This is a genomic window from Qaidamihabitans albus (assembly GCF_016464705.1).
In the GTDB taxonomy this organism is placed as follows: Bacteria; Actinomycetota; Actinomycetes; order Mycobacteriales; family Pseudonocardiaceae; genus Qaidamihabitans; species Qaidamihabitans albus.
Genome location: NZ_JAEHOB010000004.1, coordinates 240570 through 263971 on the forward strand (window position 1 = coordinate 240570; position 23402 = coordinate 263971).

The 23402-nt window shown below is 71.5% G+C and carries 24 protein-coding genes and 1 riboswitch; of the genes, 14 read left to right on the forward strand and 10 right to left on the reverse strand.

Annotated elements, in window-relative coordinates; translation table 11 throughout:
* Window positions 1-4: 4 nt before the first annotated feature.
* Window positions 5-883 carry an SGNH/GDSL hydrolase family protein gene (locus tag JAP66_RS10110; RefSeq protein ID WP_199431378.1) on the reverse strand — a complete coding sequence of 293 codons (879 nt, stop codon included), beginning with the start codon at window positions 881-883 and terminating at the stop codon, window positions 5-7.
* A gap of 238 nt (window positions 884-1121) precedes the next feature.
* Between JAP66_RS10110 and JAP66_RS10115 the strand changes: the two genes are divergently transcribed.
* Both JAP66_RS10115 and JAP66_RS10120 read left to right on the forward strand, forming a co-directional pair.
* Complete coding sequence (locus JAP66_RS10115; protein ID WP_199431379.1) at window positions 1122-1877, forward strand: DUF4253 domain-containing protein; 756 nt, start codon at window positions 1122-1124, stop codon at window positions 1875-1877.
* Window positions 1878-1911: 34 nt separating this feature from the next.
* Window positions 1912-2811 (forward strand): DUF72 domain-containing protein, encoded by a 900-nt coding sequence (locus tag JAP66_RS10120; protein ID WP_199431620.1) that lies wholly within the window; start codon window positions 1912-1914, stop codon window positions 2809-2811.
* Between the two features lie 33 nt (window positions 2812-2844).
* Here JAP66_RS10120 and JAP66_RS10125 read toward each other — a convergent pair whose 3' ends face one another.
* Window positions 2845-3423 carry a type 1 glutamine amidotransferase domain-containing protein gene (locus tag JAP66_RS10125; RefSeq protein WP_199431380.1) on the reverse strand — a complete coding sequence of 193 codons (579 nt, stop codon included), beginning with the start codon at window positions 3421-3423 and terminating at the stop codon, window positions 2845-2847.
* Between the two features lie 155 nt (window positions 3424-3578).
* On the opposite strand from JAP66_RS10125, the gene JAP66_RS10130 reads away from it, so the two are divergent.
* The 3 genes from JAP66_RS10130 (at window position 3579) to JAP66_RS10140 (ending at window position 5827) form a co-directional block, all read left to right on the forward strand.
* Window positions 3579-4376, forward strand: coding sequence for an IclR family transcriptional regulator domain-containing protein (locus JAP66_RS10130; RefSeq protein WP_199431381.1), 798 nt, complete (start codon window positions 3579-3581; stop codon window positions 4374-4376).
* 79 nt (window positions 4377-4455) lie between these two features.
* A complete protein-coding gene (locus JAP66_RS10135) occupies window positions 4456-5415 on the forward strand; it encodes an o-succinylbenzoate synthase (RefSeq protein WP_199431382.1) in 960 nt (319 codons plus the stop codon).
* A 199-nt stretch (window positions 5416-5614) separates the two neighbouring features.
* The gene (locus JAP66_RS10140; RefSeq protein WP_199431383.1) at window positions 5615-5827 is read left to right on the forward strand and encodes a PspC domain-containing protein; all 213 of its coding nucleotides are present in this window, start codon (window positions 5615-5617) and stop codon (window positions 5825-5827) included.
* A gap of 57 nt (window positions 5828-5884) precedes the next feature.
* Here the strand turns inward: JAP66_RS10140 and groL are convergent, their stop codons facing one another.
* From groL to JAP66_RS10165, 5 genes are all read right to left on the reverse strand, one after another.
* A complete protein-coding gene (groL, locus tag JAP66_RS10145; protein ID WP_199431384.1) occupies window positions 5885-7516 on the reverse strand; it encodes a chaperonin GroEL in 1632 nt (543 codons plus the stop codon).
* Window positions 7517-7763: 247 nt separating this feature from the next.
* Complete coding sequence (locus JAP66_RS10150; protein ID WP_199431385.1) at window positions 7764-9227, reverse strand: serine/threonine-protein kinase; 1464 nt, start codon at window positions 9225-9227, stop codon at window positions 7764-7766.
* A 106-nt stretch (window positions 9228-9333) separates the two neighbouring features.
* Complete coding sequence (locus tag JAP66_RS10155; RefSeq protein WP_199431386.1) at window positions 9334-9540, reverse strand: cold-shock protein; 207 nt, start codon at window positions 9538-9540, stop codon at window positions 9334-9336.
* Window positions 9541-9661: 121 nt separating this feature from the next.
* A complete protein-coding gene (locus JAP66_RS10160; protein WP_199431387.1) occupies window positions 9662-10255 on the reverse strand; it encodes an AIM24 family protein in 594 nt (197 codons plus the stop codon).
* A 7-nt stretch (window positions 10256-10262) separates the two neighbouring features.
* Window positions 10263-10940, reverse strand: a complete 678-nt coding sequence (locus JAP66_RS10165) for a TIGR00266 family protein (RefSeq protein WP_199431388.1) — start codon at window positions 10938-10940, stop codon at window positions 10263-10265.
* 65 nt (window positions 10941-11005) lie between these two features.
* On the opposite strand from JAP66_RS10165, the gene moeA reads away from it, so the two are divergent.
* From moeA to JAP66_RS10190, 5 genes are all read left to right on the forward strand, one after another.
* Window positions 11006-12247, forward strand: a complete 1242-nt coding sequence (gene moeA, locus JAP66_RS10170) for a molybdopterin molybdotransferase MoeA (RefSeq protein WP_199431389.1) — start codon at window positions 11006-11008, stop codon at window positions 12245-12247.
* Between the two features lie 116 nt (window positions 12248-12363).
* Entirely contained in the window at window positions 12364-12633 is a 270-nt protein-coding gene (locus JAP66_RS10175) for a GlsB/YeaQ/YmgE family stress response membrane protein (protein ID WP_199431390.1), read from the forward strand.
* 184 nt (window positions 12634-12817) lie between these two features.
* Window positions 12818-13537, forward strand: coding sequence for a phosphatidylserine decarboxylase (locus JAP66_RS10180; protein WP_199431391.1), 720 nt, complete (start codon window positions 12818-12820; stop codon window positions 13535-13537).
* 4 nt (window positions 13538-13541) lie between these two features.
* Window positions 13542-14528, forward strand: a complete 987-nt coding sequence (pssA, locus tag JAP66_RS10185) for a CDP-diacylglycerol--serine O-phosphatidyltransferase (protein WP_199431392.1) — start codon at window positions 13542-13544, stop codon at window positions 14526-14528.
* 9 nt (window positions 14529-14537) lie between these two features.
* Window positions 14538-16772, forward strand: coding sequence for an AAA family ATPase (locus tag JAP66_RS10190; RefSeq protein WP_199431393.1), 2235 nt, complete (start codon window positions 14538-14540; stop codon window positions 16770-16772).
* Between the two features lie 75 nt (window positions 16773-16847).
* Here the strand turns inward: JAP66_RS10190 and JAP66_RS10195 are convergent, their stop codons facing one another.
* Together JAP66_RS10195 and JAP66_RS10200 are read right to left on the reverse strand one after the other, a co-directional pair.
* Entirely contained in the window at window positions 16848-17513 is a 666-nt protein-coding gene (locus JAP66_RS10195) for a LytR C-terminal domain-containing protein (RefSeq protein WP_199431394.1), read from the reverse strand.
* Entirely contained in the window at window positions 17510-17833 is a 324-nt protein-coding gene (locus JAP66_RS10200; RefSeq protein ID WP_199431395.1) for a DUF3263 domain-containing protein, read from the reverse strand. The genes JAP66_RS10195 and JAP66_RS10200 overlap by 4 nt, the downstream gene beginning before the upstream one ends.
* 131 nt (window positions 17834-17964) lie before the next feature.
* On the opposite strand from JAP66_RS10200, the gene JAP66_RS10205 reads away from it, so the two are divergent.
* The 4 genes from JAP66_RS10205 (at window position 17965) to thiD (ending at window position 22199) form a co-directional block, all read left to right on the forward strand.
* A complete protein-coding gene (locus JAP66_RS10205; protein ID WP_199431396.1) occupies window positions 17965-18525 on the forward strand; it encodes a peptide deformylase in 561 nt (186 codons plus the stop codon).
* A gap of 99 nt (window positions 18526-18624) precedes the next feature.
* Window positions 18625-19548, forward strand: a complete 924-nt coding sequence (locus tag JAP66_RS10210) for a S1C family serine protease (protein ID WP_199431397.1) — start codon at window positions 18625-18627, stop codon at window positions 19546-19548.
* Window positions 19549-19595: 47 nt separating this feature from the next.
* Window positions 19596-19721, forward strand: a riboswitch (TPP riboswitch).
* Window positions 19717-21375, forward strand: a complete 1659-nt coding sequence (gene thiC / locus JAP66_RS10215) for a phosphomethylpyrimidine synthase ThiC (RefSeq protein ID WP_307849506.1) — start codon at window positions 19717-19719, stop codon at window positions 21373-21375. (Overlaps the previous riboswitch by 5 nt.)
* Window positions 21372-22199, forward strand: a complete 828-nt coding sequence (gene thiD / locus JAP66_RS10220) for a bifunctional hydroxymethylpyrimidine kinase/phosphomethylpyrimidine kinase (protein ID WP_199431398.1) — start codon at window positions 21372-21374, stop codon at window positions 22197-22199. Before thiC ends, thiD begins: the two co-directional genes overlap by 4 nt.
* Here the strand turns inward: thiD and JAP66_RS10225 are convergent.
* On the reverse strand, window positions 22196-23383 hold the full coding sequence (locus JAP66_RS10225) for a phosphodiester glycosidase family protein (protein WP_199431399.1): 1188 nt from the start codon (window positions 23381-23383) through the stop codon (window positions 22196-22198). The genes thiD and JAP66_RS10225 overlap by 4 nt on opposite strands.
* Between the last annotated feature and the right edge of the window lie 19 nt (window positions 23384-23402).

Below are 23402 nucleotides of genomic sequence, written 5' to 3' on the forward strand. Positions count from 1 at the left end.
CGTTTCAGGCCGCAGCCGTGGCCCCCAGCGAGGCCAGCACCCGCGCCGCCTGGTTGCGCGCGCCGAGGGCGTTCGGATGCACCGGCGCGGCGACCGAACCGGGCAGGATGCCCTCGACCCACCTGACCCCTGGTGCCTGGCACATGTCGTGGCCGATGCTGCTGGTGTAGGTGTCTACGAAGGTCGCGCCGTGCGCCGCGGCCTGCTCGGCCATGACCCCGTTCAGCAGTTTGGTGATATCCCGCAGGTACGGCGCGTCTCCCGCCGAGATCGGTACCAGCGGCCAGCAGTTGGCACCGGAGTCCGGTAGCAGCACCGGGTAACCGACGAGCACGACGTGCGCGCCGGGCGACCGGGCGCGGATGCCCCGCAGCACGTCGCCGACCTTCGGGCCTACCGCGTGCACCCGCTCGGCCAGCAGGTCGGAGCCGCCGGAGTTGTAGTGGTGCCGGCACGGGGCACCGGATGGCCGGGCCACGCCGAGCAGCCCGCAGGTGACGAGGACCTCCACGAAGGGCACGTCGTTACCGCCGATGCCGACCGTGACCAGTTCGGTGTCCGGGCGCAGGGCGGTGAACTGCGGCGCGTTGACGATGCCCCACTGCGGGCGGGTCATGTCCTCCGTGGTCGCGCCCCCGCAGCTGACGTCCGTGAACGCCGCCACGCCGAGGGAGTCGGCGACCAGCGACGGATAGTTGCGGTTCGACCGCGTGCACGGCAGGTCCACCTGATGCGGGATCAGCGAACCGGAGGTGAAGGAGTCGCCGAGCGCGACGTACGACGAGTACGCGGTGGGTCCGGCGGTGTCCGTGGCGACCGCCGCGGGGCTGACGAGCAGCGATGCGGCGACGACCGCGGCGAGAGCGAGCGGCAACCGGCGCACGGGGCCTCCTCGACGTCGAGCGACCGGCTGATTACTCTCCGGCTTGGCTACCGAAGAGTAGCGTGACGCGTCTCACTCGGGCAACCGCGACCCCGGAGCCCGCCACATCGTCGCCCGCGCGCGAGCCACCCGACCGAGTGAATCCACGGCGACCTCGCGCCCGACCGGGCCGGACTGTCGGACCTTCGAACTAGTGTTCGAATCAGTCAGTGAACGCCTGCTCGAAAGGGGTCTCGTCATGGCCGTCGTCCAGCTCCACCCGCACCCTTGCCCCGACTTGGCGCTGCCACCCGGCCGGTGGCACAGCCGGCTCTGGGTCACGGAAGAGCCGCTCGCCGAGCCGGACCGCTACCTCGCCTGCGTCGCCGCGCATGAGCGCACCGGGCTGTGGCCGGTGCTCGTCCCTCGCGATCCGCGTTTCGAGCTGAGCGGTGAGGACTGGATCGACGATCGCGGCTGGCTGCCTCCGGCCGCGGAGGCCGTCGACGACTTCGATCCGGCGGCGACCCTGGCCTGCTGGTGGGAACGACCCTGCTGCGAGGGGCGTTGCCTGCACCCGTTCGACGCGGATTTCCCCGGGCTGGCCCGCAGGTCGCCGCGCCGAGGCGATCCGCTCGCCGAGGCGGGCAACACCGGTTCGGTCCTGGCGGCGCGGGGCGACAGCAGGCTGGGCCTGGTCCAGGCCCGGCGGCCCGCCGACGTTCCCGCGGCGCTCGGCTGGCGCGGCGCGGCGAGCACCACGGACCAGGTGGCCGCCGTCTCGGCGGTGCTGCGGAGCTGGGAGGACCGATTCGGGGCGGTGCTGATCTCGCTCGGGTTCGACACGCTGGAGCTGTCGGTCGCCGCGCCACCCCGGAGCCGCGATCGCGCGCTCACCGTGGCGGCGGAACACCGCGCGTTCTGCCTCGGCAACTTCAACGGGCAACCGGGCAGCCTCCGCGAGTTCGCGGCAGGATTGACGGGACGCCGACTGTGGCAGTTCTGGTGGGACTGAGGCCGGACGGGCAACGCGTGCAGGAGGTGGACCCATCCCGAGCACAGGTCCAGAGATCCGGGTCGGCACGTCGGGCTGGTTGTACCCGCCGTGGCGCGGCACGTTCTACCCGAAGGGCCTGCCACACCACCGGGAGCTCGCCTACCTCGCTCAGCGCGTCAACACGGTGGAGATCAACGGATCGTTCTACTCACTCCAGCGGCCGGAACGCTACCTGCGCTGGTTCGAGCAGACACCGGACGATTTCGTCTTCTCCGTCAAGGGCGGCCGCTTCATCACGCACATGAAGCAACTCCGTGGCGTGGAAGCCGCGCTGGCGAACTTCTTCGCCTCCGGTGTGCTGGCACTGGGCCGCAAACTCGGCCCGCTGCTCTGGCAGCTTCCGCCGCGGCTGGTGTTCGATCCAGGGCGCCTTGTGCCGTTCTTCGAGCTGCTGCCCCGCACCACCTGTGCCGCGGCCGAGCTCGCGGCGCAGCACGACGACAAGCTCAGGCACGCGGCGTACGTGGAGGTGAGCGAGAACCGGCCGTTGCGCCACGCGCTGGAGGTACGGCACCCGAGCTTCGCGAGCGCGGAGTGCGTGGAACTGCTGCGGCAGCACGACATCGCACTCGTCGTCGCCGACACCGCGGGCACCTGGCCGTTCCTGGAGGATGTGACCGCTGACTTCGTGTACGTCCGGCTGCACGGCGACGAGGAGCTCTACGCCAGCGGCTACACCGAGGCGGCCCTGCGCGGCTGGGCGGAGCGGATCGCCGTCTGGCGCGCGGGCGGGAGCCCGCGGACCGAGCACACCGTCGGGAGCCCGGCGCGACGGCACCCGCGGGACGTGTTCGTCTATTTCGACAACGACATGAAGGTCAAGGCGCCCGGCGACGCGATGGCGCTGGCCGCAATGCTCGGCCTGCCACGCACGTCACCGGGCATGCGCTGAGGCTGTGTCCAGCCGTCTGTCTGGTCAGTGCGCTCAGGCGCTGCTGGCCTGTGCCGCGTGCTTGCCCTCGCTGATCTCCTCGACCATCTTGTCGCAGAACGCCGGCAGGTCGTCCGGCTTGCGGCTGGACACCAGGCCCTGGTCCACCACGACCTTCTCGTCGACCCACTCGGCGCCCGCGTTGCGCAGGTCCGTCTGCAGGCTGGGCCAGGAGGTGATCCGGCGGCCCCTGACCACGTCGGCCTCCACCAGCGTCCACGGCCCGTGACAGATCACGGCGACCGGCTTCTGCTTGGCGAAGAACTCGCCGACGAACCGCACCACGTTCGGATTGGTACGCAGGATGTCCGGGTTGGCCACCCCGCCGGGCAGGACGAGGCCGTCGTAGTCGTCCACCGAGGCTTCGGTGATCACCTTGTCGACGGTGAAGGTGTCGCCCTTGTCCAAGTGATTGAACGCCTGGATGCTGCCCGGCTGGGTCGAGATCAGCTCGGGCTGGCCACCGGAGTCCTGCACGGCCTTCCACGGCTCGGTCAGTTCGACCTGTTCGGTGCCTTCGGGTGCGACCACGAAGGCGACCCTGCGACCGGTGAGCGTGTCCGCCACGTTCATCACTCCTCTCACACATGGGATCTGTTTCCGTGAGTACCCGGACAGTGACCCTGCCGAAACACATAAGACACGCGGGATAGGGTGTGCGCTTTACGCACAGTTGCGCGCAGCGGCGCAGCGGCGCAGCGGCGCAGCAAAGGGAGGGACCAGACCGGATGCCGGAACCCCCAGCGAACGGTCGGCAGGCCTACGGTCCCCACTTCGTGCAGTCGGTCGCACGCGCGATGGCTGTCATCCGGTCCTTCAGCGGCGAGCGGCCCAGGCTCACGCTCAGCGAGGCGTCCCAGGAGACCGGTCTTGATCGCGCCACCGCGCGGCGCCTGCTGCTCACGCTCGTCGATCTCGGCTACGTCCGTACCGACGGCCGCCGCTTCGAGCTCTCCCCGCGCACGCTCGAACTCGGCTACGCCTACCTGTCCAGCCTCACCCTGCCGGAGATCGCGCGTCCGCACCTGCAGGAGCTGTCGCGACGGCTCAACGAGACGGCGGCCCTGACCCTGCTGGACGGCGACGACATCGTCTACGTCGCGCTGGTGGCCAGCACCCGGCTGACCGCCGTGAAGATCAATATCGGCACCCGGTTCAAGGCGTACGCCACGTCCAGCGGCCGGGTGCTCCTCGCCGGCCTGCCGGACCACGAGCTGGACAGACGGTTCGAACAGCTGCGGCTGGAGCCGAGAACCGAGCGGACGGTACGCACGGTGGGCGAGCTGCGGGCCGAGCTGGACCGGATCCGCGAGCAGGGCTGGGCGCTCGTCGATCGCGAGCTGGAAGAGGAGCTGCGTGGCGCGGCGGCCCCGGTCCGCGACCGGTCGGGCGCCGTCATCGCCGCCGTGAACGTGTCCGTGCACTCCAACCGCACGACGCCCGAAGCGGTCGAATCGGGTTACGTGCCACAGGTTCTTCGAACCGTCCGGCTGATCGAGGCCGACCTGATGGGCACCTCGGCGTGATACGCGGCCTCGCCCCGCCCCCTCGCCGCTCGAAGCGGGTTCGTGGACCGGCCACCAGCAGGCACGGGAGGATCGGGCGGTGACCGACCAGTACGTCTACGCCATTCCCTTGCGCGCGCGGTTCCGTGGCATCACCGTCCGCGAGGGCACGCTGCTGCGCGGCCCCGCCGGATGGGGGGAGTTCTGCCCGTTCGCCGACTACTCCGATGCCGAATGCGTTCCGTGGCTTGCCGCCGCGGTCGAGGCGAGCGAAGAGGGCTGGCCCGCCCCGGTCCGGGAGCGTGTGCGGGTGAACACGACGGTGCCGGTGGTGCCGCCGGAGCAGGCGCACGCGATGGTAGCCGCGTCGGGATGCCGCACCGCCAAGGTGAAGGTCGCCGACCCACGTTCCTCCCTGGCCGGGGACCGCGAACGGCTGGCGGCCGTCCGCGACGCGCTGGGCCCCGGCGGGGCGATCCGGGTCGACGCCAACGGCGCCTGGGACGTCGACACGGCCGTCACGGCCATCCGTGAGCTCGACCGTGCCGCGGGCGGGCTGGAGTACGTCGAGCAGCCGTGCCCTTCGGTGCCGGAGCTGGCGGCAGTGCGCCGCCGGGTCAACGTCCGCGTCGCGGCCGACGAGTCGATCCGGCGGGCGGAGGATCCGCTACGGGTGGCCATGGCCGGGGCGGCGGACGTCGCCGTGCTCAAGGTGGCCCCACTCGGCGGAGTACGCCGCGCGCTGGCGGTCGCCGAGGCATGCGGCCTGCCGTGCGTGGTCTCCTCGGCGGTGGAGAGCAGCGTCGGCCTCGCCGCCGGGCTCGCACTGGCGGGTGCCCTGCCGTCGCTCGACTTCGCCTGCGGGCTCGGCACCGTCTCCCTGCTCTCCCAGGACGTCACCGCCCACTCACTGTCCGCAGTAGACGGTTACCTGCCGGTTCCGGTGCGCGCCCCGGAGCCGGACCTGATCAGCGCGGTCGAGGCGGACCGGGCGCGACGCGCGGACTGGCTCGGCCGGCTCGCCAGGGTCCGCACCCTCGCCGGCGCGGAGACCACTTAGGAGCCTGTCTTTGATCCCAGGGTGGCGCGGCGTTGTGCCTGGTCACCTCTCGTGAGTGCGTACACGAGTTAGAACACTCTTACGCACTCACGACCGATGACCTGCGGAAACCCGCCCGGAGCGCTTCAGGGTCGGGCTCGGGGTCCGGCCAGGGAGCTTCCCCGATGTGCGCGGGCGCCCGGCGGCCGATGATGGTGTCATGACGAACAACGTGACCACCAGGAAACTGCGGCGCAGCACGGACGACAAGATGCTCGCGGGCGTCTGCGGCGGCTGGGCGCGGCTGCTCGGAGTCGACGCCGCGATCATCCGGATCCTCCTGGTCGCCGCCACGATCTTCGGCGTGGGCACCCCGGTGCTGCTCTACGCCGCCTGCTGGATCCTCATGCCCGAGGACACGGAAGGCGAATAGCGAACAGGCCCGGCCCGCATGCTGCGGACCGGGCCTGTTCGAGCCGTTCGGCTGGACTCAGAAGTCCATGCCGCCCATGCCACCGGTCGGGTCGCCCGCCGGAGCGGAGCCACCCTTCTCCGGCTTGTCCGCCACCACTGCCTCGGTGGTGAGGAACAGCGCCGCGATGGAGGCGGCGTTCTGCAGCGCGGAGCGGGTCACCTTGGCCGGGTCGATGACGCCGGCGGCGACCAGGTCCTCGTACTCGCCGGTCGCGGCGTTGAGGCCGTGGCCCTGCGAGAGGCCCTTGACCTTCTCCACCACGACGCCGCCCTCGAGACCGCTGTTGACCGCGATCTGCTTGAGCGGGGCCTCGACGGCGACCTTGACGATGTTCGCGCCGGTCGCCTCGTCACCGACGAGCTTGAGGCCGTCGAACGCGGCGTTGGACGCCTGCAGCAGAGCCACGCCACCACCGGCGACGATGCCCTCCTCGACGGCGGCCTTCGCGTTGCGCACCGCGTCCTCGATGCGGTGCTTGCGCTCCTTCAGCTCGACCTCGGTGGCGGCACCGGCCTTGATGACGGCAACGCCGCCGGCCAGCTTCGCCAGGCGCTCCTGCAGCTTCTCCCGGTCGTAGTCCGAGTCGCTGTTCTCGATCTCGGCACGGATCTGGTTGACCCGGCCCTGGATCTGGTCCGCGTCGCCGGCACCCTCGACGATGGTGGTCTCGTCCTTGGTGATGACGGCCTTGCGGGCGCGACCCAGCAGGGAGATGTCGGCGTTCTCCAGCTTGAGGCCGACGTCCTCGCTGATGACCTGACCACCGGTGAGGATGGCCATGTCCTGCAGCATCGCCTTGCGACGGTCACCGAAGCCGGGCGCCTTGACGGCGACGGACTTGAAGGTGCCGCGGATCTTGTTGACGACCAGGGTGGCCAGAGCCTCGCCCTCGACGTCCTCGGCGATGATCAGCAGCGGCTTGCCGGACTGCATGACCTTCTCGAGCACCGGCAGCATGTCCTTGACGTTCGAGATCTTCGATCCGAACAACAGGACGTACGGGTCCTCCAGGACGGCTTCCTGGCGCTCCGCGTCGGTCACGAAGTAGCCGGAGACGTAGCCCTTGTCGAAGCGCATACCCTCGGTGAGCTCGAGCTCGAGGCCGAAGGTGTTGGACTCCTCGACGGTGACGACGCCTTCCTTGCCGACCTTGTCGAGCGCCTCGGCGATGAGCTCACCGATGGTGCGGTCGGCGGCGGAGATCGACGCCGTGGCTGCGATCTGCTCCTTGGTCTCGACTTCCTTGGCCGCCTTGTGCAGCTGCTCGGTGACAGCCTCGACAGCCTGCTCGATCCCGCGCTTGAGAGCGATCGGGTCAGCACCGGCCGCGACGTTGCGCAGGCCCTCCTTGACGAGAGCCTGGGCGAGCACGGTGGCGGTGGTGGTGCCGTCACCCGCGACGTCGTCGGTCTTCTTGGCGACTTCCTTGACGAGCTCGGCCCCGATCTTCTCCCACGGGTCCTCGAGCTCGATCTCCTTGGCGATGGAGACGCCGTCATTGGTGATGGTCGGCGCGCCCCACTTCTTCTCGAGCACGACGTTGCGGCCACGAGGGCCGAGCGTCACCTTGACGGCTTCGGCGAGGGTGTTCAAGCCGCGCTCGAGACCGCGGCGGGCGTCCTCGTCGAACGCGATCAGTTTGGCCATTGCGGTGTGGTCCTCCGGTATTCGGCGCTATCGAAGGCCCAGCTCGTTGTGACGCTGGACCTCGCAGCAGGACACGTCCTCGGCCAGGCTCGGTGCCCGCGACGGACGACCAGCTCGGATGCCCGAACATGGCCTCACCGTCCCGACCTTCAGGCGGCTGGTCGGCGACCAGTCGCCTAGCACTCGACGGCGTCGAGTGCCAATCCCGTGTTTAGCACTCTCCGGGTGAGAGTGCAAGCAGGGCTGGTCACCCGCCCGTGCCCGGAACCACCGGAATCGAAGTCGGCGGCGGCTGGTCACCGCCGGAGTCGGTCGGCGTCGCACTCGCGGAACCGCCGGGACCGACCGGAATCTCGGGTGCCGGGGAGTTCGTCTGCGCTGGTGGGGCGTCGCCGGCCTGGTCGTCACCGGACAGGATCAGCACCAGCGCGACCCCCGCTCCCACGACCAGCACGGCGGCGAGGGCCACCCAGCCGATCCAGCCCTTGCTCTTCTTCGGCTGGTGGAAACCGCCCCCGCCGGGCGGGGGCCCTCCGGGCGGCGGCGGGGGCGCGCCGAATCCCGGCGGCGGGCCCTGCGGTGGCATGCCGGGACCGGGCTGCGAGCCGTACCCCGGCTGCGGGCCCCCGTACCCGGGCGGCGGGCCCTGCGGCGAGCCGTAGCCGGGCGGCGGCTGCCCGGGCTGCTGCCCCGGAAACTGCTGCCCGGGCTGCTGTCCCGGTTGCTGCTGTGACTGGCCTGGCTGTCCTGGCTGCTGTCCTGGTTGCTGTCCTGGCTGCTGCCCGTACGGCTGCACCGGATCCCCCTCTCCGCGTTGCGCGACCGCGACCGGCCGCCTGCCGGGCATCGTGACCGAGGCCGCCGGGCCGGCTGTGACGGCCTCGCGGGCCGCCGTGATCAGCTCGACGCAGCCGCCGTAGCGGTCCTGCGGGTTCTTCGCCATCCCCTTGCGGATGACGTCGTCGGTCCCCGGCGGCAGTCCCGGCACCGCGCGGGTCACCGAGACCGGCTCACCGTTCAGATGACCCTTGATCACCGCGGACACGTCCCCCTGGAACGGCGGATGCCCGGTGAGGCACGCGTAGAGCATGCACGCGAGCGCGTACTGGTCGGTGCGTCCGTCCAGCGGCTCGCCGCGCAGGTGCTCGGGCGCGGCGTACGTCGGGGAGCCGAGGAAGTCGCCGCCCCGCGTGCGGTGCCCGGTCGCGCCGCGCCGGGTCAGCCCGAAGTCGGCGACGTAGACGTGCTCGCGTGCCGACTCGCGGCTCGTCACGAGCACGTTGGCCGGCTTGACGTCCAGGTGCACGAGGCCGCGCCCGTGCAGCGTGTCGAGGGCGTCGGCGACCTGTTCGAGCAGGCCGGTAGCCCGTTCCGGCTCCATCGGGACACCGCCGATCAGGCTCGCCAGATCGGAACCGTCGACCATGCGCATGGCTATGTAGAGCAGGCCGTCGAGCTCGCCGAAGTCGTACAGCGGCACGATGTTGGCGTGGTCGATGGCCGAGGTGTTGCGGGCCTCGTCGACGAAGCGCTCGCGGAACTCGGCGTCGGCACCGAGATGCGTCCCGATGACCTTGAGCGCCACCTTGCGCCCGAGCCGCACGTCGGTGGCCTTGTACATCACGCTCATCCCACCGCGGCCCAGCACACCGTCGATGCGGTAGTTACCCAGCCGCTTACCGGTGAGGTCCCCCGACACATCGCCTGTCACGGAGCGCAGCCTAACGCCCACGGCGGGACGGCCGCGCGAAGTGTCACCGTTGGGGGCCGGGGTCCGTCACCGGCGCAGGACACCGGCGACGGACCACGTCGAGCGGTTACGAGACCTTGCGGACATCCGCGGCCTGGCTGCGGCCGTCCCGGCCGGCCTGTACCTCGAACTCCACCCGATCGCCCTCGTCGAGGGTCCGGAAACCATCCGCCTGGATCGCGGAGTAGTGTACGAAGACATCGGGCCCTTCCGGGGACTCGATGAAGCCGTAGCCCTTCTCCGCGTTGAACCACTTGACCGTGCCGACAGCCACGGCGTCCTCCTTGTACCAAAGCGAAACGCGGCAGTTCGTACCTGCCCCGCCTGAAGCTTCGATCACGCTACCGGAAGATCGCCGCACGGCAATGGTCAATTCGCGGCGAATTTCGGGGCGGTCAGTCGGCCCTGCGCGACTGCGTGAGAACGGTGCCCGGGCCTGCGAAGTCCAGCGCCAGCCCCTCTCCCGTGCGGACCGACTGCGGTGCCGCCGGATCGATCGCCCGCAGCCGGCACTGGATCGCGTCCGGGTAGGCGAGCAGGAAGGCCGGGCTGACCGTGATCACCTCGCCCGCCTGCAAGGTGAACGCGTCCACCGGGCCATGGCAGGCCAGCACCAGCGAACCCGTGCCGCTGAAGTGTTCGAGGAATCCGGTGTCGCCGCCGAAGAGCGCCTGCAGGGCGGGCCACGGCTGGTCCCGGCGCACCGTTGCCGGTCGCGCGAGGACCGCGCCCTTCACGATCGACCAGCCGGTCCGGCCGTCGAACTCGAGCGGGTAGACGTCACCGGCCCGCTCCGGTGCGAGATCGATCCAGCCACCACCGGCCGGTGCGGTGAACACCGAGGGGGCCTTGCCCCTGCCCGGCCGGGCCTGGGTGACTCCGAAGCTGGTGGCGATCATCGTCCGCGGGTCGGCCTCCACGGCCTCGCCCTCGGCGAGGGTCACGCGGACGACGCCGAAGGCCGGCGTGTGCCGGGTCTGGAACCGCATGTCCGTCCTACCGCGAGGGCACCTGCGCGACGACCCACGACGCGAGCGCCGATGGGTTCCGCGTCTGGGTCAGGACCTGCCCCGGGCCCGCGAAGTCGAACACCAGGCCCTCCCCGCTCTTGAGCGACTGGATGACCCCCGAGGCGATCTTGCGGGTCTGCGACTGCACCGTGTCCGCGTAGGCGACGACGTGCCCGGAGTCGATCGTGATCAGCTCACCCTGCTGCAGCGTCACCACGTCCAGCGCGCCGTAGCAGGCGACCACCAGCTGGCCCTGCCCTGTCGCGTGGGTGAGGAAGCCGCCCTCGCCGCCGAACAGCTTGCCGAAGCCGCCCCAGCGCGTCTCCGTCTGCACGCCGTGGGAAGAGGCGAGCCAGGAGCCGCGCGTGACGCACCACCCGGTGTGGCCGTCCAGGTTGATCACCTGGATGTCACCGGGCAGGTTGGCGGCGACGTCGACCCAGCCGCCGTTCTGCGGGGCCGTGTAGGTGGAGATGAAGAACGACTCACCGGAGAGGAACGCGCGTCCCAGCCCTTTCATCACGCCGCCCTGCGACTGCGACTGGATGTGCATGCCGTAGCTGGTCGCGGCCATCGCCCCGGACTCGACCTGCGCCGGCTCGCCCGGCGCCAGCACCAGCCTGGCCACCGCGAAAGACGGCTGGTGGCGAACCTGAACATGCATGGATCCTCCCCTGATCACCTCTGTCCGGCGGGGAGAGTCTTGCATGGCGGCCACTGCGGGGGAGGATGGTCCGCGTGATCCCGACCGAGGAGACCGAACGACCCAGGACCGTGGACGAGCACCGCGCCGAGGTGATCCGGTTGCTCGGCACCCGGCCCGCCGTCGAGCTGCCGCTCGCCGACTGCGCCAGCCTCGTGCTCGCCGATGACGTGCGGGCAGGCGTCTCGCTGCCGCCGTTCGACAACTCCGCGATGGACGGCTACGCCGTGCGCTCCGTGGACGTCGTCGAGGCGAGCGGCGAGGTGCCGGTCGAGCTGCCCGTCGCCGAGGACATCCCCGCGGGCCGCACCGACATACCCGCGCTGCTGCCCGGCTCGGCACACCGGATCATGACCGGCGCGCCGATGCCGCCCGGCGCCGACAGCGTGGTGATGGTCGAGCACACCGACGGCGGCACCGACAAGGTGCGGGTCTTCCGGGCCGCCGCCCCCGGCGCGCACATCCGGCGCACCGGCGAGGACGTCGCGGCCGGCACGATCGCGCTCGGGGCGGGCACGGTGCTCGGGCCCGCACAGCTCGGCCTGGCCTCCGCCGTGGGGCTCGACCGGCTCGCCGTGCACGCACCGCCCCGCGTGCTCGTCGTGTCCACCGGCACGGAGCTCGTCCTGCCGCCACAAGAACTGCGGCACGGCCAGATCTACGAGTCCAACAGCGTGATGCTCGTCGCCGCGCTGCGTGGCATGGGCTGCCACGTCGAGTCGGTGCGCAGCGTCGCCGACGATGTGCCCGCGTTCCGGGCGGCGATCGAGCCGAAGCTGCCGGAGACCGATCTCGTCGTCACCTCCGGCGGCGTCAGCGCGGGCGCGTACGAGGTCGTGAAGGACGCGCTGACCGGCGCGGGCGTGCGGTTCGCCAAGGTCGCCATGCAGCCCGGCGGACCACAGGGCTGCGGGACCTGGGACGGCGTGCCGGTGGTGACGCTGCCGGGCAACCCGGTGAGCGTGCTGGTGTCGTTCGAGGCGTTCCTGCGCCCCGCGGTGCTCGCCGCACTCGGGCACACGCACCTGGATCGGCGGCACGTGCGGGCTCAGCTCACCGAGACGCTGGCCTCGCCGCGGGGCAAACGCCAGTTCCGCCGCGGCTACTACACGTCGAGCGAGGGGCAGGTCACCGGCGTCGTCGGCCCGCGTGGCGGCCCCGGCTCACACCTGCTCGCCGCGTTCACGCAGGCCAACTGCCTGATCGTGCTGCCGGAGGACGTCACCGAGGCCGCCGCCGGATCCGAGGTGGACGTACTGCTCATCTGAGGCCGGCCGGTCGTGAGTGCGTACGCGAGTTAGAACTCGCGTACGCACTCACGAGCGGTGACCAGGCACAACACCGCGCCTACATGGGATCGAGGACAGGCTCTAGGGTTCGCGGAATGGGCTTCTTCTCCTGGATCATCTTCGGCGCACTGGCCGGCTGGGCCGCGAACCTCGTGATCGGCGGCCGCGACCGGCGTCCGCAGGGCTGCCTGGTGAGCGTGCTCGTCGGCGTGGTCGGCGCAGCGCTCGGCGGGCTGATCTACCGCCTGGCCACCGGTGAGGAGATGAACTTCGAGTTCGACTTCCCGAGCTTCGGGGTCGCCGTGCTCGGCGCCGTGGTGCTGCTCGGCGCGCTCCGTCTCGTCACGGCCCGCCGCCGGAAGTAGCGACGCTTTGTAACGTTTTCCGCACACGGGGTTATCCCCACCGGCCGCGCGGCTTAAGATCACTGGTCCGTGGCCGGGTGGCGTACGGCGTCGGGGGGCGCACGCCACCCGGTCCGTCCAGCCCCGCCCGCTGGCGTAGCGTGGTGGCATTCGTCCCACGAGTACACCGGGGAAATCCGAACACATGAACGCCGCTCCAGCACCGGGATCCGGCCACTCCATCGGCCACGCCGTGCAGCTCGCCCGCGAGACGTTGCCTCCCATGCACCCCGCGGGCCGGCCGTTCGTGCTCGGTGGCCTGGCCGTGACCCTGCTGCTGCGTAAGGTCTCCAAGCCCCTCGGCGTGCTCGCCGGTCTCGGCACCGCGGCCACCGCCGCGTTCTTCCGCGAACCGCACCGAGTGCCGCCACAGCGGCCCGGGCTCGCGGTCTCCGCCGCGGACGGCATCGTGGCCCTCATCGAGGAGGCCACGCCGCCGGCGGAGCTCGGGCTGCCCGCCGAGCCGCGCATGCGGGTCAGCGTGTTTCTCTCCGTGTTCGACGTGCACGTCCAGCGCGTGCCCGCGACCGGCACGGTCGAGCGCGTCGCCTACCGGCCGGGCAGGTTCCTCTCCGCAGACCTCGACAAGGCCAGCGACGAGAACGAGCGCAACGCGCTGCTGCTGCGCACCGACGACGGCCAGGAGCTCGCCGTCGTGCAGATCGCCGGCCTCGTGGCGAGGCGCATCCTGTGCCAGGTCGGCGAGGGGGAACGCGTTGAGGTCGGCACCACCTATGGCCTGATCCGCTTCGGCTCCCGCGTCGACGTCTACCTGCCTCCCGGTAGCCGGGTGCTGGTCAGCAAGGGCCAGCGCACGATCGGCGGGGAGACCCCGATCGCCGAAATCGGTCCCGAGGAGGGCTGAGTACATGGCCCGGAACGCGCCCGGCGTCCGGTTGCTGCCGAACGCCATCACCGTGCTGGCGCTGTGCGCGGGACTGTCCGCCGTGCAGTTCGCGCTGAACGGTCAGCTCGTGCTCGCGGTGGGCGCGATCGGTGTCGCCGCCGTGCTCGACAGCCTCGACGGCCGGATCGCCCGGCTGCTCGACGCCACGTCGCGGATGGGCGCCGAGCTGGACTCGCTGTCCGACGCGATCTCGTTCGGCGTGGCCCCCGCGCTCGTTCTCTACGTCTGGCTCGCCGAGGGCAGCCGGATCGGCTGGGTGGCCGCGCTTATCTTCGCGGTCTGCATGGTGCTCCGGCTGGCCAGGTTCAACACCTTGCTCGACGACACCGAGCAGCCGCCCTACTCCAGCGAGTTCTTCGTCGGCGTGCCCGCGCCCGCCGGCGGGCTGCTGGCGCTGCTGCCTCTGGTCATCACGGTGGAGTTCGGCACCGGTTGGTGGTCCGCGCAGCCGGTGGTCTGGATCTGGACCGTCGCGATCTCCGCACTGCTGATCAGCCGGATCCCGACGTTGTCGCTGAAGACGGTCAGGGCCCCGGCCAAGGCGGTGGCACCGCTGCTCGTCGCCGTCGGCCTCCTGGCGGCCGCGATCATCCAGTACCCGCTGATCGCGCTGGCCAGCGCCATGGTGCTCTACCTCGCGCACATCCCGTACGCGCTGCGGCGGCACCGCTGGCTCGCCCGGCACCCGGAGGCGTGGGAGGTTCCGCCCCGGGAACGCCGCGCCATCCGGCGGGCCCGCAGCCAGCGGCGGCTGGGCCTGCGCAGGCCCCAGTTCCGCCGCGTCGCCGGTGCCGCGCGGCGCGCCGTGCGGCGACCCCGTCCCGAGCAGCCGCACGTCGCGCACACCGGCCGCGTGTACCCCGCCGAGTCCGCGGCCAGGATGGGCGACCGGACGCCACGGCGGCGCAACTGGCGGCGGCTCGGCCTGCGTCAGCGCGGCGACACCTAAGGTGGACGGGTGAGCGCCGCACAGATCACGCTGACCCTCCGGCACACCCCCTCCGCACTCGACTCCCGGCGCGGCGTGGTCCGCCTGCACCCCGAGGTGCTCGACGCGCTCGGCCTGCACGCCTGGGACGCCGTGCGGCTGACCGGCGCCCGCATCAGCGTGGCGCTCGCGGCGCCCGCCCGCGACGGCACGCCCGGCGTGGTGCTCGCCGACGACATCACGATGTCCAACCTCGGCGTCACCGAGGGCTCCGAGGTCGTCGTCGCACCCGTGGAGGTGTCGGCCGCGCGCACGGTGACGGTGTCCGGCTCCCGGATGGCGAGCATCTCGCTGAGCCCTGGCACGCTCAGGCTCGCGCTCATCGGCAAGGTGCTCACGGTGGGCGACGCGGTCTCGCTGCTGCCGCAGGACCTGGCGCCCCCGCCCGGTTCCGACGTCTCGGCGGTACGGGGCCGGCTCTCCCGCGCGATCGGGACGACGTGGACCACCGAACTCCTTACCGTCACGGCCACCGAGCCCGCCGGTCCGGTCGCCGTCGGACAGTCCACTGTGGTCGGCTGGCGGGACGGCGCGAGTACCGGCGATGCCGCCCCACCCACCGCGGCCGCTCCGGAACCCGAGCCCGAGCCGGAAGCCGGCGTGGTGGCCACGGATTCCTCCTCGGAGGAAGAGGAACCGCCGCCGCTGGCGGACCTCGCGGGGAGCCGGCCCGCCGCCCGCAGGCTGGCCGAATGGTTCGACCTGGCCTTCCAGCGCCCGGAGCTGCTGGCCCGGCTCGGCACGTCGAACCGGCTCGGGGTGCTGGTCTCCGGGCCGGAAGGCGTCGGCAAGGCCACCCTGGTGCGCTCGGTTGCGCATGCCGAGGGCGTGCGGGTGGTGAGCCTCGCGGCGCCGAGCATCGCCGTGCTGGAACCCGGCGCGGTCGCCGCGCGGATCTCCGCCGCCGTCGACCAGGCGGCCTCCGGCGACGGTCACGCGGTCCTGCTGATCACCGACATCGACACGCTGCTGCCCGCGTCGCAGCCGCCGCCGGTGGCGACGGTCGTGCTCGACCGGCTGCGGGCCGCGCTGGACCGCGACGGCCTCGCGGTGGTGGCCACCAGCGCTCACCCCGAGTCGGCCGACCCGCGCCTGCGCGGCACGGACCTGCTCGACCGGGAGCTGCGGCTCGGGCTCCCGGACGCCGCGACCCGCACCGAACTGCTGCGGATCCTGCTCAGGGACACGCCGCTGGAGCCCGGTGCGGACCTCGGTGCGATCGCCGAGCGCACGCCGGGTTTCGTCACCGCCGACCTGCTGGCACTGCGCCGTGAGGCGGCGCTGCGGGCCGCGCTGCGGCACCGGGACGGCGACGCCGAGCCGCGCATCGCCGAGAGCGACCTGCTGGGCGCCGTCGAGTCGGTCCGGCCGATCTCCATGTCCACTTCGGACACGCTGACCACCGGCGGCCTGACGCTCGACGACGTCGGCGACATGACCGAGGTCAGGCGGTCGCTGACGGAGACCGTGCTCTGGCCACTGCGGTACCCGGACTCGTTCTCCCGGCTTGGCGTCGATCCGCCGCGCGGAGTGCTGCTCTACGGCCCGCCGGGCGGCGGCAAGACGTTCCTGGTGCGGGCACTGGCCGGCACCGGCGCGCTCAACGTCTTCGCGGTCAAGGGCGCGGAGCTGATGGACAAGTGGGTCGGCGAGTCGGAGCGCGCCGTGCGGGAGCTGTTCCGCCGCGCCGCGGAGGCCGCGCCCTCGCTGGTGTTCCTGGACGAGATCGACGCGCTCGTGCCGCGGCGCGGCCAGTCCGGCGACTCCGGGGTGTCCGACCGGGTGGTGGCCGCCCTGCTCACCGAGCTCGACGGGGTGGAGCCGATGCGGGAGGTCGTGGTGCTGGGCGCGACCAACCGGCCGGAGCTCATCGACCCGGCCCTGCTACGACCCGGCAGGCTGGAACGGGTCATCTACGTGCCGCCGCCGGACGCCCCGGCCCGCGCCGACATTCTGCGTGCCAGCGCACGGAACACGCCGCTGGCGTCCGATGTGGATCTCGACGCGGTGGCGTCCACCCTGGATGGCTACTCGGCCGCGGACTGCGCCGCGCTGATCCGCGAGGCGGCGCTCACCGCGATGCGCGAGTCACTGGAGGCGACCGTGGTGACGGCCGCGCACCTGGCCACGGCGCGGGACGCCGTGCGCCCGTCGCTCGACCCGGCCCAGCTCACCGCACTGGAGACCTTCGCCGCCAACCGCTGACGCGCGTCCGCGCCCCATGCACGGATGCCGGCGTCGTGCGGCGCGGACACCCGTGCGGGAAGCGCGGACACGACGCTACTTGCCGTCGGAGGCGCCCCGGTAGTCCTTGGTGACGATCACTATCACGCCCGGGCTCGAGTCGGCGATGCCCGCGAAGCGCGGCTCGGCCCGCATCCCGAACTCACGGGCGAGTGCGCGGGCCGCGGCCTCCTCGCCGGTACCGGGCCGGAAGTAGGCGGTGGTGGTGGGGATGATGCCGTCGGAGTAGTTGCCGGTTTCGACGACGTTCCAGCCCTCCGCACGGAAGTCCCCGCCGGCGTCGGTCGCCAGTCCACGGATGTTGCTGTTGTTGTAGACGCGGACCGAGCCCGCCTTCATCGAGGCCTGCTGGTCCTCGGCGGTCCCGTCGCCGTCTGCATCACCGTCACCGGTACCGTTCCCGGGTTCGCCCGGTGCCGCGGTCTCCGTGCCGGTCGGCGACGCCTCCCCCGGCTGCTCCGTGTCCTCGGTCGTGGTCGGAGCGGGCTCCGAGGTCGGGCCGGGCTGCGTGCCGGTGGGGCTGCCGGGCGGCTGTGGCTCCGACGGCTCCGATGTCTCCGACGTCTCCGGTGCGGCGGTGTCGTCGCCGCCGTCGCCGGTCAGCAGGGTGACGCCGCCGATCGCCGCCGCGACCACGGCGACCGCGAGCAAGCCGAGCCCCGCCGCGCGCGTCGGCCGGGACAGCCCGTCAAAGATGCTCATGGCAGTTCAATCCCCAACCGCCGTGCCGCCCGGGTGCGCTGCCTCGAGACGCGCGTCTTCCGGAGTCGCTTGACCAGCATCGGGTCCGCGCGCATGGCTTCCGGCTTTTCGATGAGCTTGTTCAGGATCTGGTAGTAGCGAGTCGGCGACATGCCGAACAACTCGCGGATCCCTCTTTCCTTGGCGCCGGCGTACTTCCACCACTGGCGCTCGAAGGCGAGCACCGCCTGCTCGCGTTGCGAGAGTCCCTCTACCGGTCTCCCGGCCGGGGCGGGCGGGGACGGCTGGCCTTCCTGGGCCATCGACTCCGCGGCGTCCATCTGGGCTCCTCGCAATCCGGCAAATAACACGGCTGTCGTTCCGCCGCCGCCATTAGATCACGGTCACCGGTACGCGCGCCGCTACCACGCCCGGCGCGTCATGGTCCACGATCTCGGTAACATCGCCGACTGTGACCGTCCACGCCATCCGCATCGCCGGCGACCCCGTACTGCACACCCCCACCCGCCCGGTGGAGACGTTCGACGACGATCTGCGCACGCTGACCGACGACATGTTCGACACGATGTACGCCGCCGAGGGGGTCGGCCTCGCCGCCAACCAGATCGGTGTCGACCTGCGGGTCTTCGTCTACGACTGCCCCGACGACGAGGGCGTCCGGCACCGCGGTGTGGTGGTCAACCCGAAGCTGGAGATTTCCGGCGTACCGGAGACGATGCCCGATCCGGACGACGACTGGGAGGGCTGCCTCTCCGCGCCCGGCGAGTCGTTCCCGACCGGGCGCGCGTCCTGGGCGAAGGTCACCGGCGCCGACCTCGACGGGCAGCCGATCGAGGTGGAGGGCACCGGTTACTTCGCGCGCTGCCTCCAGCACGAGACCGACCACCTCGACGGCTACCTCTACCTCGACCGGCTCGTCGGCAGGCACGCCCGCGCCGCGAAGAAGATGCTCAAGGCGAACAAATGGGGCATCCCGGGCAACAGCTGGCTTCCCGAGCCCGCCGACGCCTGAGCCCCTGGCCACCGCTCGTGAGTGCGCATGCGAGTTAGAACTCGCGTGCGCACTCACGAGTATGCTTACAGGTGTAACGGTGTAAGCAGTGAGGCGGTGATGGCGTTGCCCGACGCCGACGCGTTCGACGCCTACTCCCGCGCGGTGAGCTCCGTGGCCAGGTCCGTGACGCCGCACGTGGCGAGTGTCCGGCTGGCCCGCGGCGGCGGCTCCGCGGTGGTGTTCGCCGATGACGGTCACCTGCTCACCAACGCCCACGTGGTGGCCGGCGCCCGGCACGGCACCGCCACCTTCTCCGACGGCGCCGAGGCGGAGTTCGAGGTGGCCGGCGCCGACCCGCTCTCCGACCTCGCGGTGCTGCGGGTGCACGGCGACACTCCCCCGGCCGCGTTGCTCGGCGACGCCGACCGGCTCGTCGTCGGCCAGCTCGTGGTGGCCGTCGGCAGCCCGCTCGGCTTCTCCGGCTCGGTCACCGCGGGTGTGGTGAGCGCGCTCGGCCGGGCGCTGCCCGTCCGCCAGGGACGCACGGCACGGGTCATCGAGGACGTGATCCAGACCGACGCCGCGCTCAATCCCGGCAACTCCGGCGGCGCCCTCGCGGACTCCGCCGGGCGGGTGGTCGGCATCAACACCGCGGTGGCCGGGTTCGGCCTCGGCCTGGCCGTGCCGGTCAACGCGACCACCCGGCGGATCATCGACACGCTGCTGGTCGAGGGCCGGGTGCGGCGCGCCTACCTCGGCGTGGTCGGCGTACCGGCGCCGCTGCCCGACGACGTCGCCGAGCGCACCGGGCAACGGGCCGGGGTCCGGATCGTCGAGGTGGTGTCCGGCGGCCCGGCCGACCATGCCGGCCTGCGTTCGGGTGATCTGCTGCTGACCGTGGGCCGCGAGCGCGTCACCGACGCGCAGGGCATCCAGCGCCAGCTGTTCGCCGAGGTCATCGGCATTCCGCTGCCGGTGACCGTGCTCCGCAACGGCGCGATGGTCGACACGTTCGCGCAGCCGAGCGAGCTGGTCGGCTGAAAGCCCGCTCTTCCCAACACGGCGAAGTCGTGGCATGGTCGAGGAACAACTGCAATCGCGGGAGCTCGCGCTTTGGCGGGCTGAGAGGGCGGCTGGTGTCTGTCAGGACCCGGCGCCGCCGACCGCATGAACCTGACCGGGTAATGCCGGCGTAGGGAGTGATATTTCTTGACAACGCTGGAGAACAACAACACCACCACCACCGGCTTCCAGCCCAACGTCACCACCGGACCGATCACCGGCTCCCGCAAGGTCTATCATCAGACCGAATCCGGTCTCCGCGTTCCGGCGCGGCGCATCGACCTGTCCAACGGTGAGCACTTCGACGTCTACGACACCTCCGGCCCCTACACCGACCCCGAGGCCGCCATCGATGTCCACAAAGGACTGCACAGGCTGCGCGCCGGCTGGGCCGACGGCCGCGAGCCCGACACGCAGTTGGGCTGGGCGAAGGCAGGCTACATCACCAGGGAGATGGAGTTCATCGCCGCCCGCGAGCGGATGGACCCCGAGTTCGTGCGCTCGGAGGTCGCCCGCGGCCGCGCGGTGATCCCGGTCAACCGCAGGCATCCCGAGTCGGAACCCATGATCATCGGCAAGAACTTCCTGGTGAAGGTCAACGCCAACATGGGCAACTCGGCGGTGTGGTCCTCGGTCGAGGAGGAGGTCGACAAGATGGTGTGGGCCACCCGCTGGGGTGCCGACACGATCATGGACCTCTCCACCGGCAAGCGGATCCACGAGACCCGGGAATGGATCATCCGCAACTCCCCCGTTCCCGTCGGCACGGTGCCGATCTACCAGGCACTGGAGAAGGTCGACGGCGAGCCGGAGAAGCTGACCTGGGAGATCTACCGCGACACGGTGATCGAGCAGTGCGAGCAGGGCGTGGACTACATGACCGTGCACGCCGGGGTGCTGCTGCGGTACGTACCGCTGACCGCCAACCGGGTCACCGGCATCGTGTCACGCGGCGGGTCGATCATGGCCGCGTGGTGCCTGGCGCATCACCGCGAGTCGTTCCTCTACACGCACTTCTCCGAGCTGTGCGAGATCCTGCGCGCCTACGACGTCACGTTCTCCCTCGGCGACGGGCTGCGCCCCGGCTCGATCGCCGACGCCAACGACCGGGCACAGTTCGCCGAACTGGAGACGCTGGGCGAGCTCACCCACATCGCCCGCGAGCACGACGTGCAGGTGATGATCGAGGGTCCCGGTCACGTGCCCATGCACAAGATCAAGGAGAACGTGGAGCTGGAGGAGGAGCTCTGCGGCGAGGCGCCGTTCTACACGCTCGGCCCGCTCGCGACGGACATCGCTCCGGCCTACGACCACATCACCTCGGCGATCGGAGCCGCGCAGATCGGCTGGTACGGCACCGCGATGCTCTGCTACGTCACGCCGAAGGAGCACCTGGGCCTGCCCAACCGTGACGACGTCAAGACCGGTGTGGTCACGTACAAGATCGCCGCGCACAGCGCCGACCTGGCGAAGGGGCACCCTTACGCGCAGGAGTGGGACGACGAGCTGTCCAAGGCTCGCTTCGAGTTCCGCTGGTACGACCAGTTCAACCTCTCGCTCGATCCGGACACGGCGCGCGCGTTCCACGACGAGACGCTGCCCGCGGAACCGGCGAAGACGGCGCATTTCTGCTCGATGTGCGGGCCGAAGTTCTGCTCGATGCGGATCACGCAGGACGTACGCAAGTACGCCGAGGAACACGGTCTGTCCACGGTAGACGCCATCGAGGCAGGAATGCAGGAGAAGGCCGAGGAGTTCGGCGAGCACGGCAACCAGGTGTACCTGCCGGTGGTCGAGAAGGGATGAGCCCGACGCCCCGGACGGCCCTCACCATCGCCGGTTCGGACTCCGGCGGTGGTGCGGGCCTGCAGGCCGACCTGCGCACGTTTTTCGCCTGCGGCGTGCACGGGATGACGGCGGTCACCGCGGTGACCGTGCAGAACTCGCTCGGCGTGCAGGGCTTCACGGAGATCCCCGCGGACGTCGTCACCGCGCAGATCAAGGCGGTGTCCGGGGACATGGGCGTCGACGCGGCCAAGACGGGCATGCTCGCGACCGCGGACATCATCCAGGCGGTGGCGAAGACGCTCGACGAGGTCCACATCGGACGGCACGCGAGCATACCGTTCGTGGTGGACCCCGTCGCCGCGTCGATGCACGGTGACGCGCTGCTGCGTGAAGAGGCGCTGGAGGCCATCCGCACGGAGCTGTTCCCGAGAGCAACGATCGTCACGCCGAACCTCGACGAGGTGCGGCTGCTCACCGGGCTGACGGTGACCGACGCGGAGAGCCAGCGCGAGGCGGCGAAGCTACTGCTGGAGCTCGGCCCGCAGTGGGTGCTCGTCAAGGGCGGGCACATGCACGACGACCCGCACTGCGTGGACCTGCTCTCCGACGGCGCGCAGTTCGTCGAGCTGGCCGGGGTCCGGCACGAGACCGAGCACACGCACGGCGGCGGCGACACGCTCGCCTCGGCGATCACGGCGTCGCTGGCGAAGGGGCTCGGCGTGCCGGACGCCGTGTCGACGGCCAAGCGTTTCATCGAGCGGTCGGTGGCGGAGTCCTACCCGCTTGGCGCGGGCGTCGGCCCGGTGTCCCCGTTCTGGCGCCTCGACCACGAGCAGATCTAACGCGCGAAGACGCCGATGCCGTTCGCCACCGCGCGGGGCCTGCCGTCCGACGGCGTGTTGCGCACGGTGACGCGATCCTGGCCGGGCTCGCGGAGCACGAGCGTCGACGAGCCGCCACCGTCGAGGTTGACGGCGTCGGCCGCGCCGAAGGAGCGCAGCAGGCCGGCGAGCCCGGCGACGCTCATTCCCGCGCTGCTGGTGGAACGGCCGTCCACGACCACCAGGTACGCCGTGCGCCCGTCGGCGCTCGCCCCGGCCGCGGTGCGCGGCGCGAGCGCCCTGGTGTCCAGGCCGGGAAGTGGCGTGCCGCCACGCAGGATCGGGAAGCCGCCGACGGCGAACCGGAACGGTGGCAGCGCCGCGGCGACGAGCCGGTGCCTGACGACCACCCGGTCGCCCGGATCGAGCGCCTCCAGTTCGTCGGCTCCCGCCTCCCGGCCCACCAGCACGACGGTGTCCTCGGGGATCGCGCCCGCACCCGGGGTGTCCCGCTCAGCGACCACGACCCCACGCCGTACGACGACCTCCTCGGTCTCGGCGCTGCACGGCGCCGACCGGCTGGCGTCGGTGCCGCAGGTCGCCCGGACGCGCGCCATCGGCCCCCAGTGCCTGTCGAACACGCCGATTCCGCCGACCGGCAGCGCGTACTGGTTCAGGCCCTCGATGTCGAACTCCTCGCCACCGCCGCGCACGGCACCGGCAAGGTCGAGGCTCGCGACGCGGGCCCTGCGGTCGGCGCCGACGCCGAACACGTCCCTCGCGGAGGTCCCGGCGGGCAGGGCCGGACCGAAACGCTGGCCGTCCGGCACCGCTGCCTTGAGGTCCTGTCCGCCCGCGATGGCCGGTCCCACGGAGGACCCCGTCGGCTCGACGCCCTCGTGCGTCTCGCTGATGTTGAAGAAATCGCCGTTCACCCCGCCCAGCGCGCGTGCCGCGTCGGCCATGTCCGGCACCTCGTCGCGAGCGGCGACCCGGCCGGGGTGCAGCAGGTCGAGGCGGGCCGTGCGCAGGTCGACCGTGAGGACGTACCCGGTGACGGCACCGTGCTCGGTGGCCAGTTCGAACGGGCGGTAGGTGACGCCGGGCGCGACCTGCCCGGCCGCCGACACCGGCGCCACGAGGACGCTCACCAGCAGCACGAACGTGAGGACGGCGGAGCGGCGGACGAGGCGCACTGAGATCATGTTCGAGAGCCTGCCACGC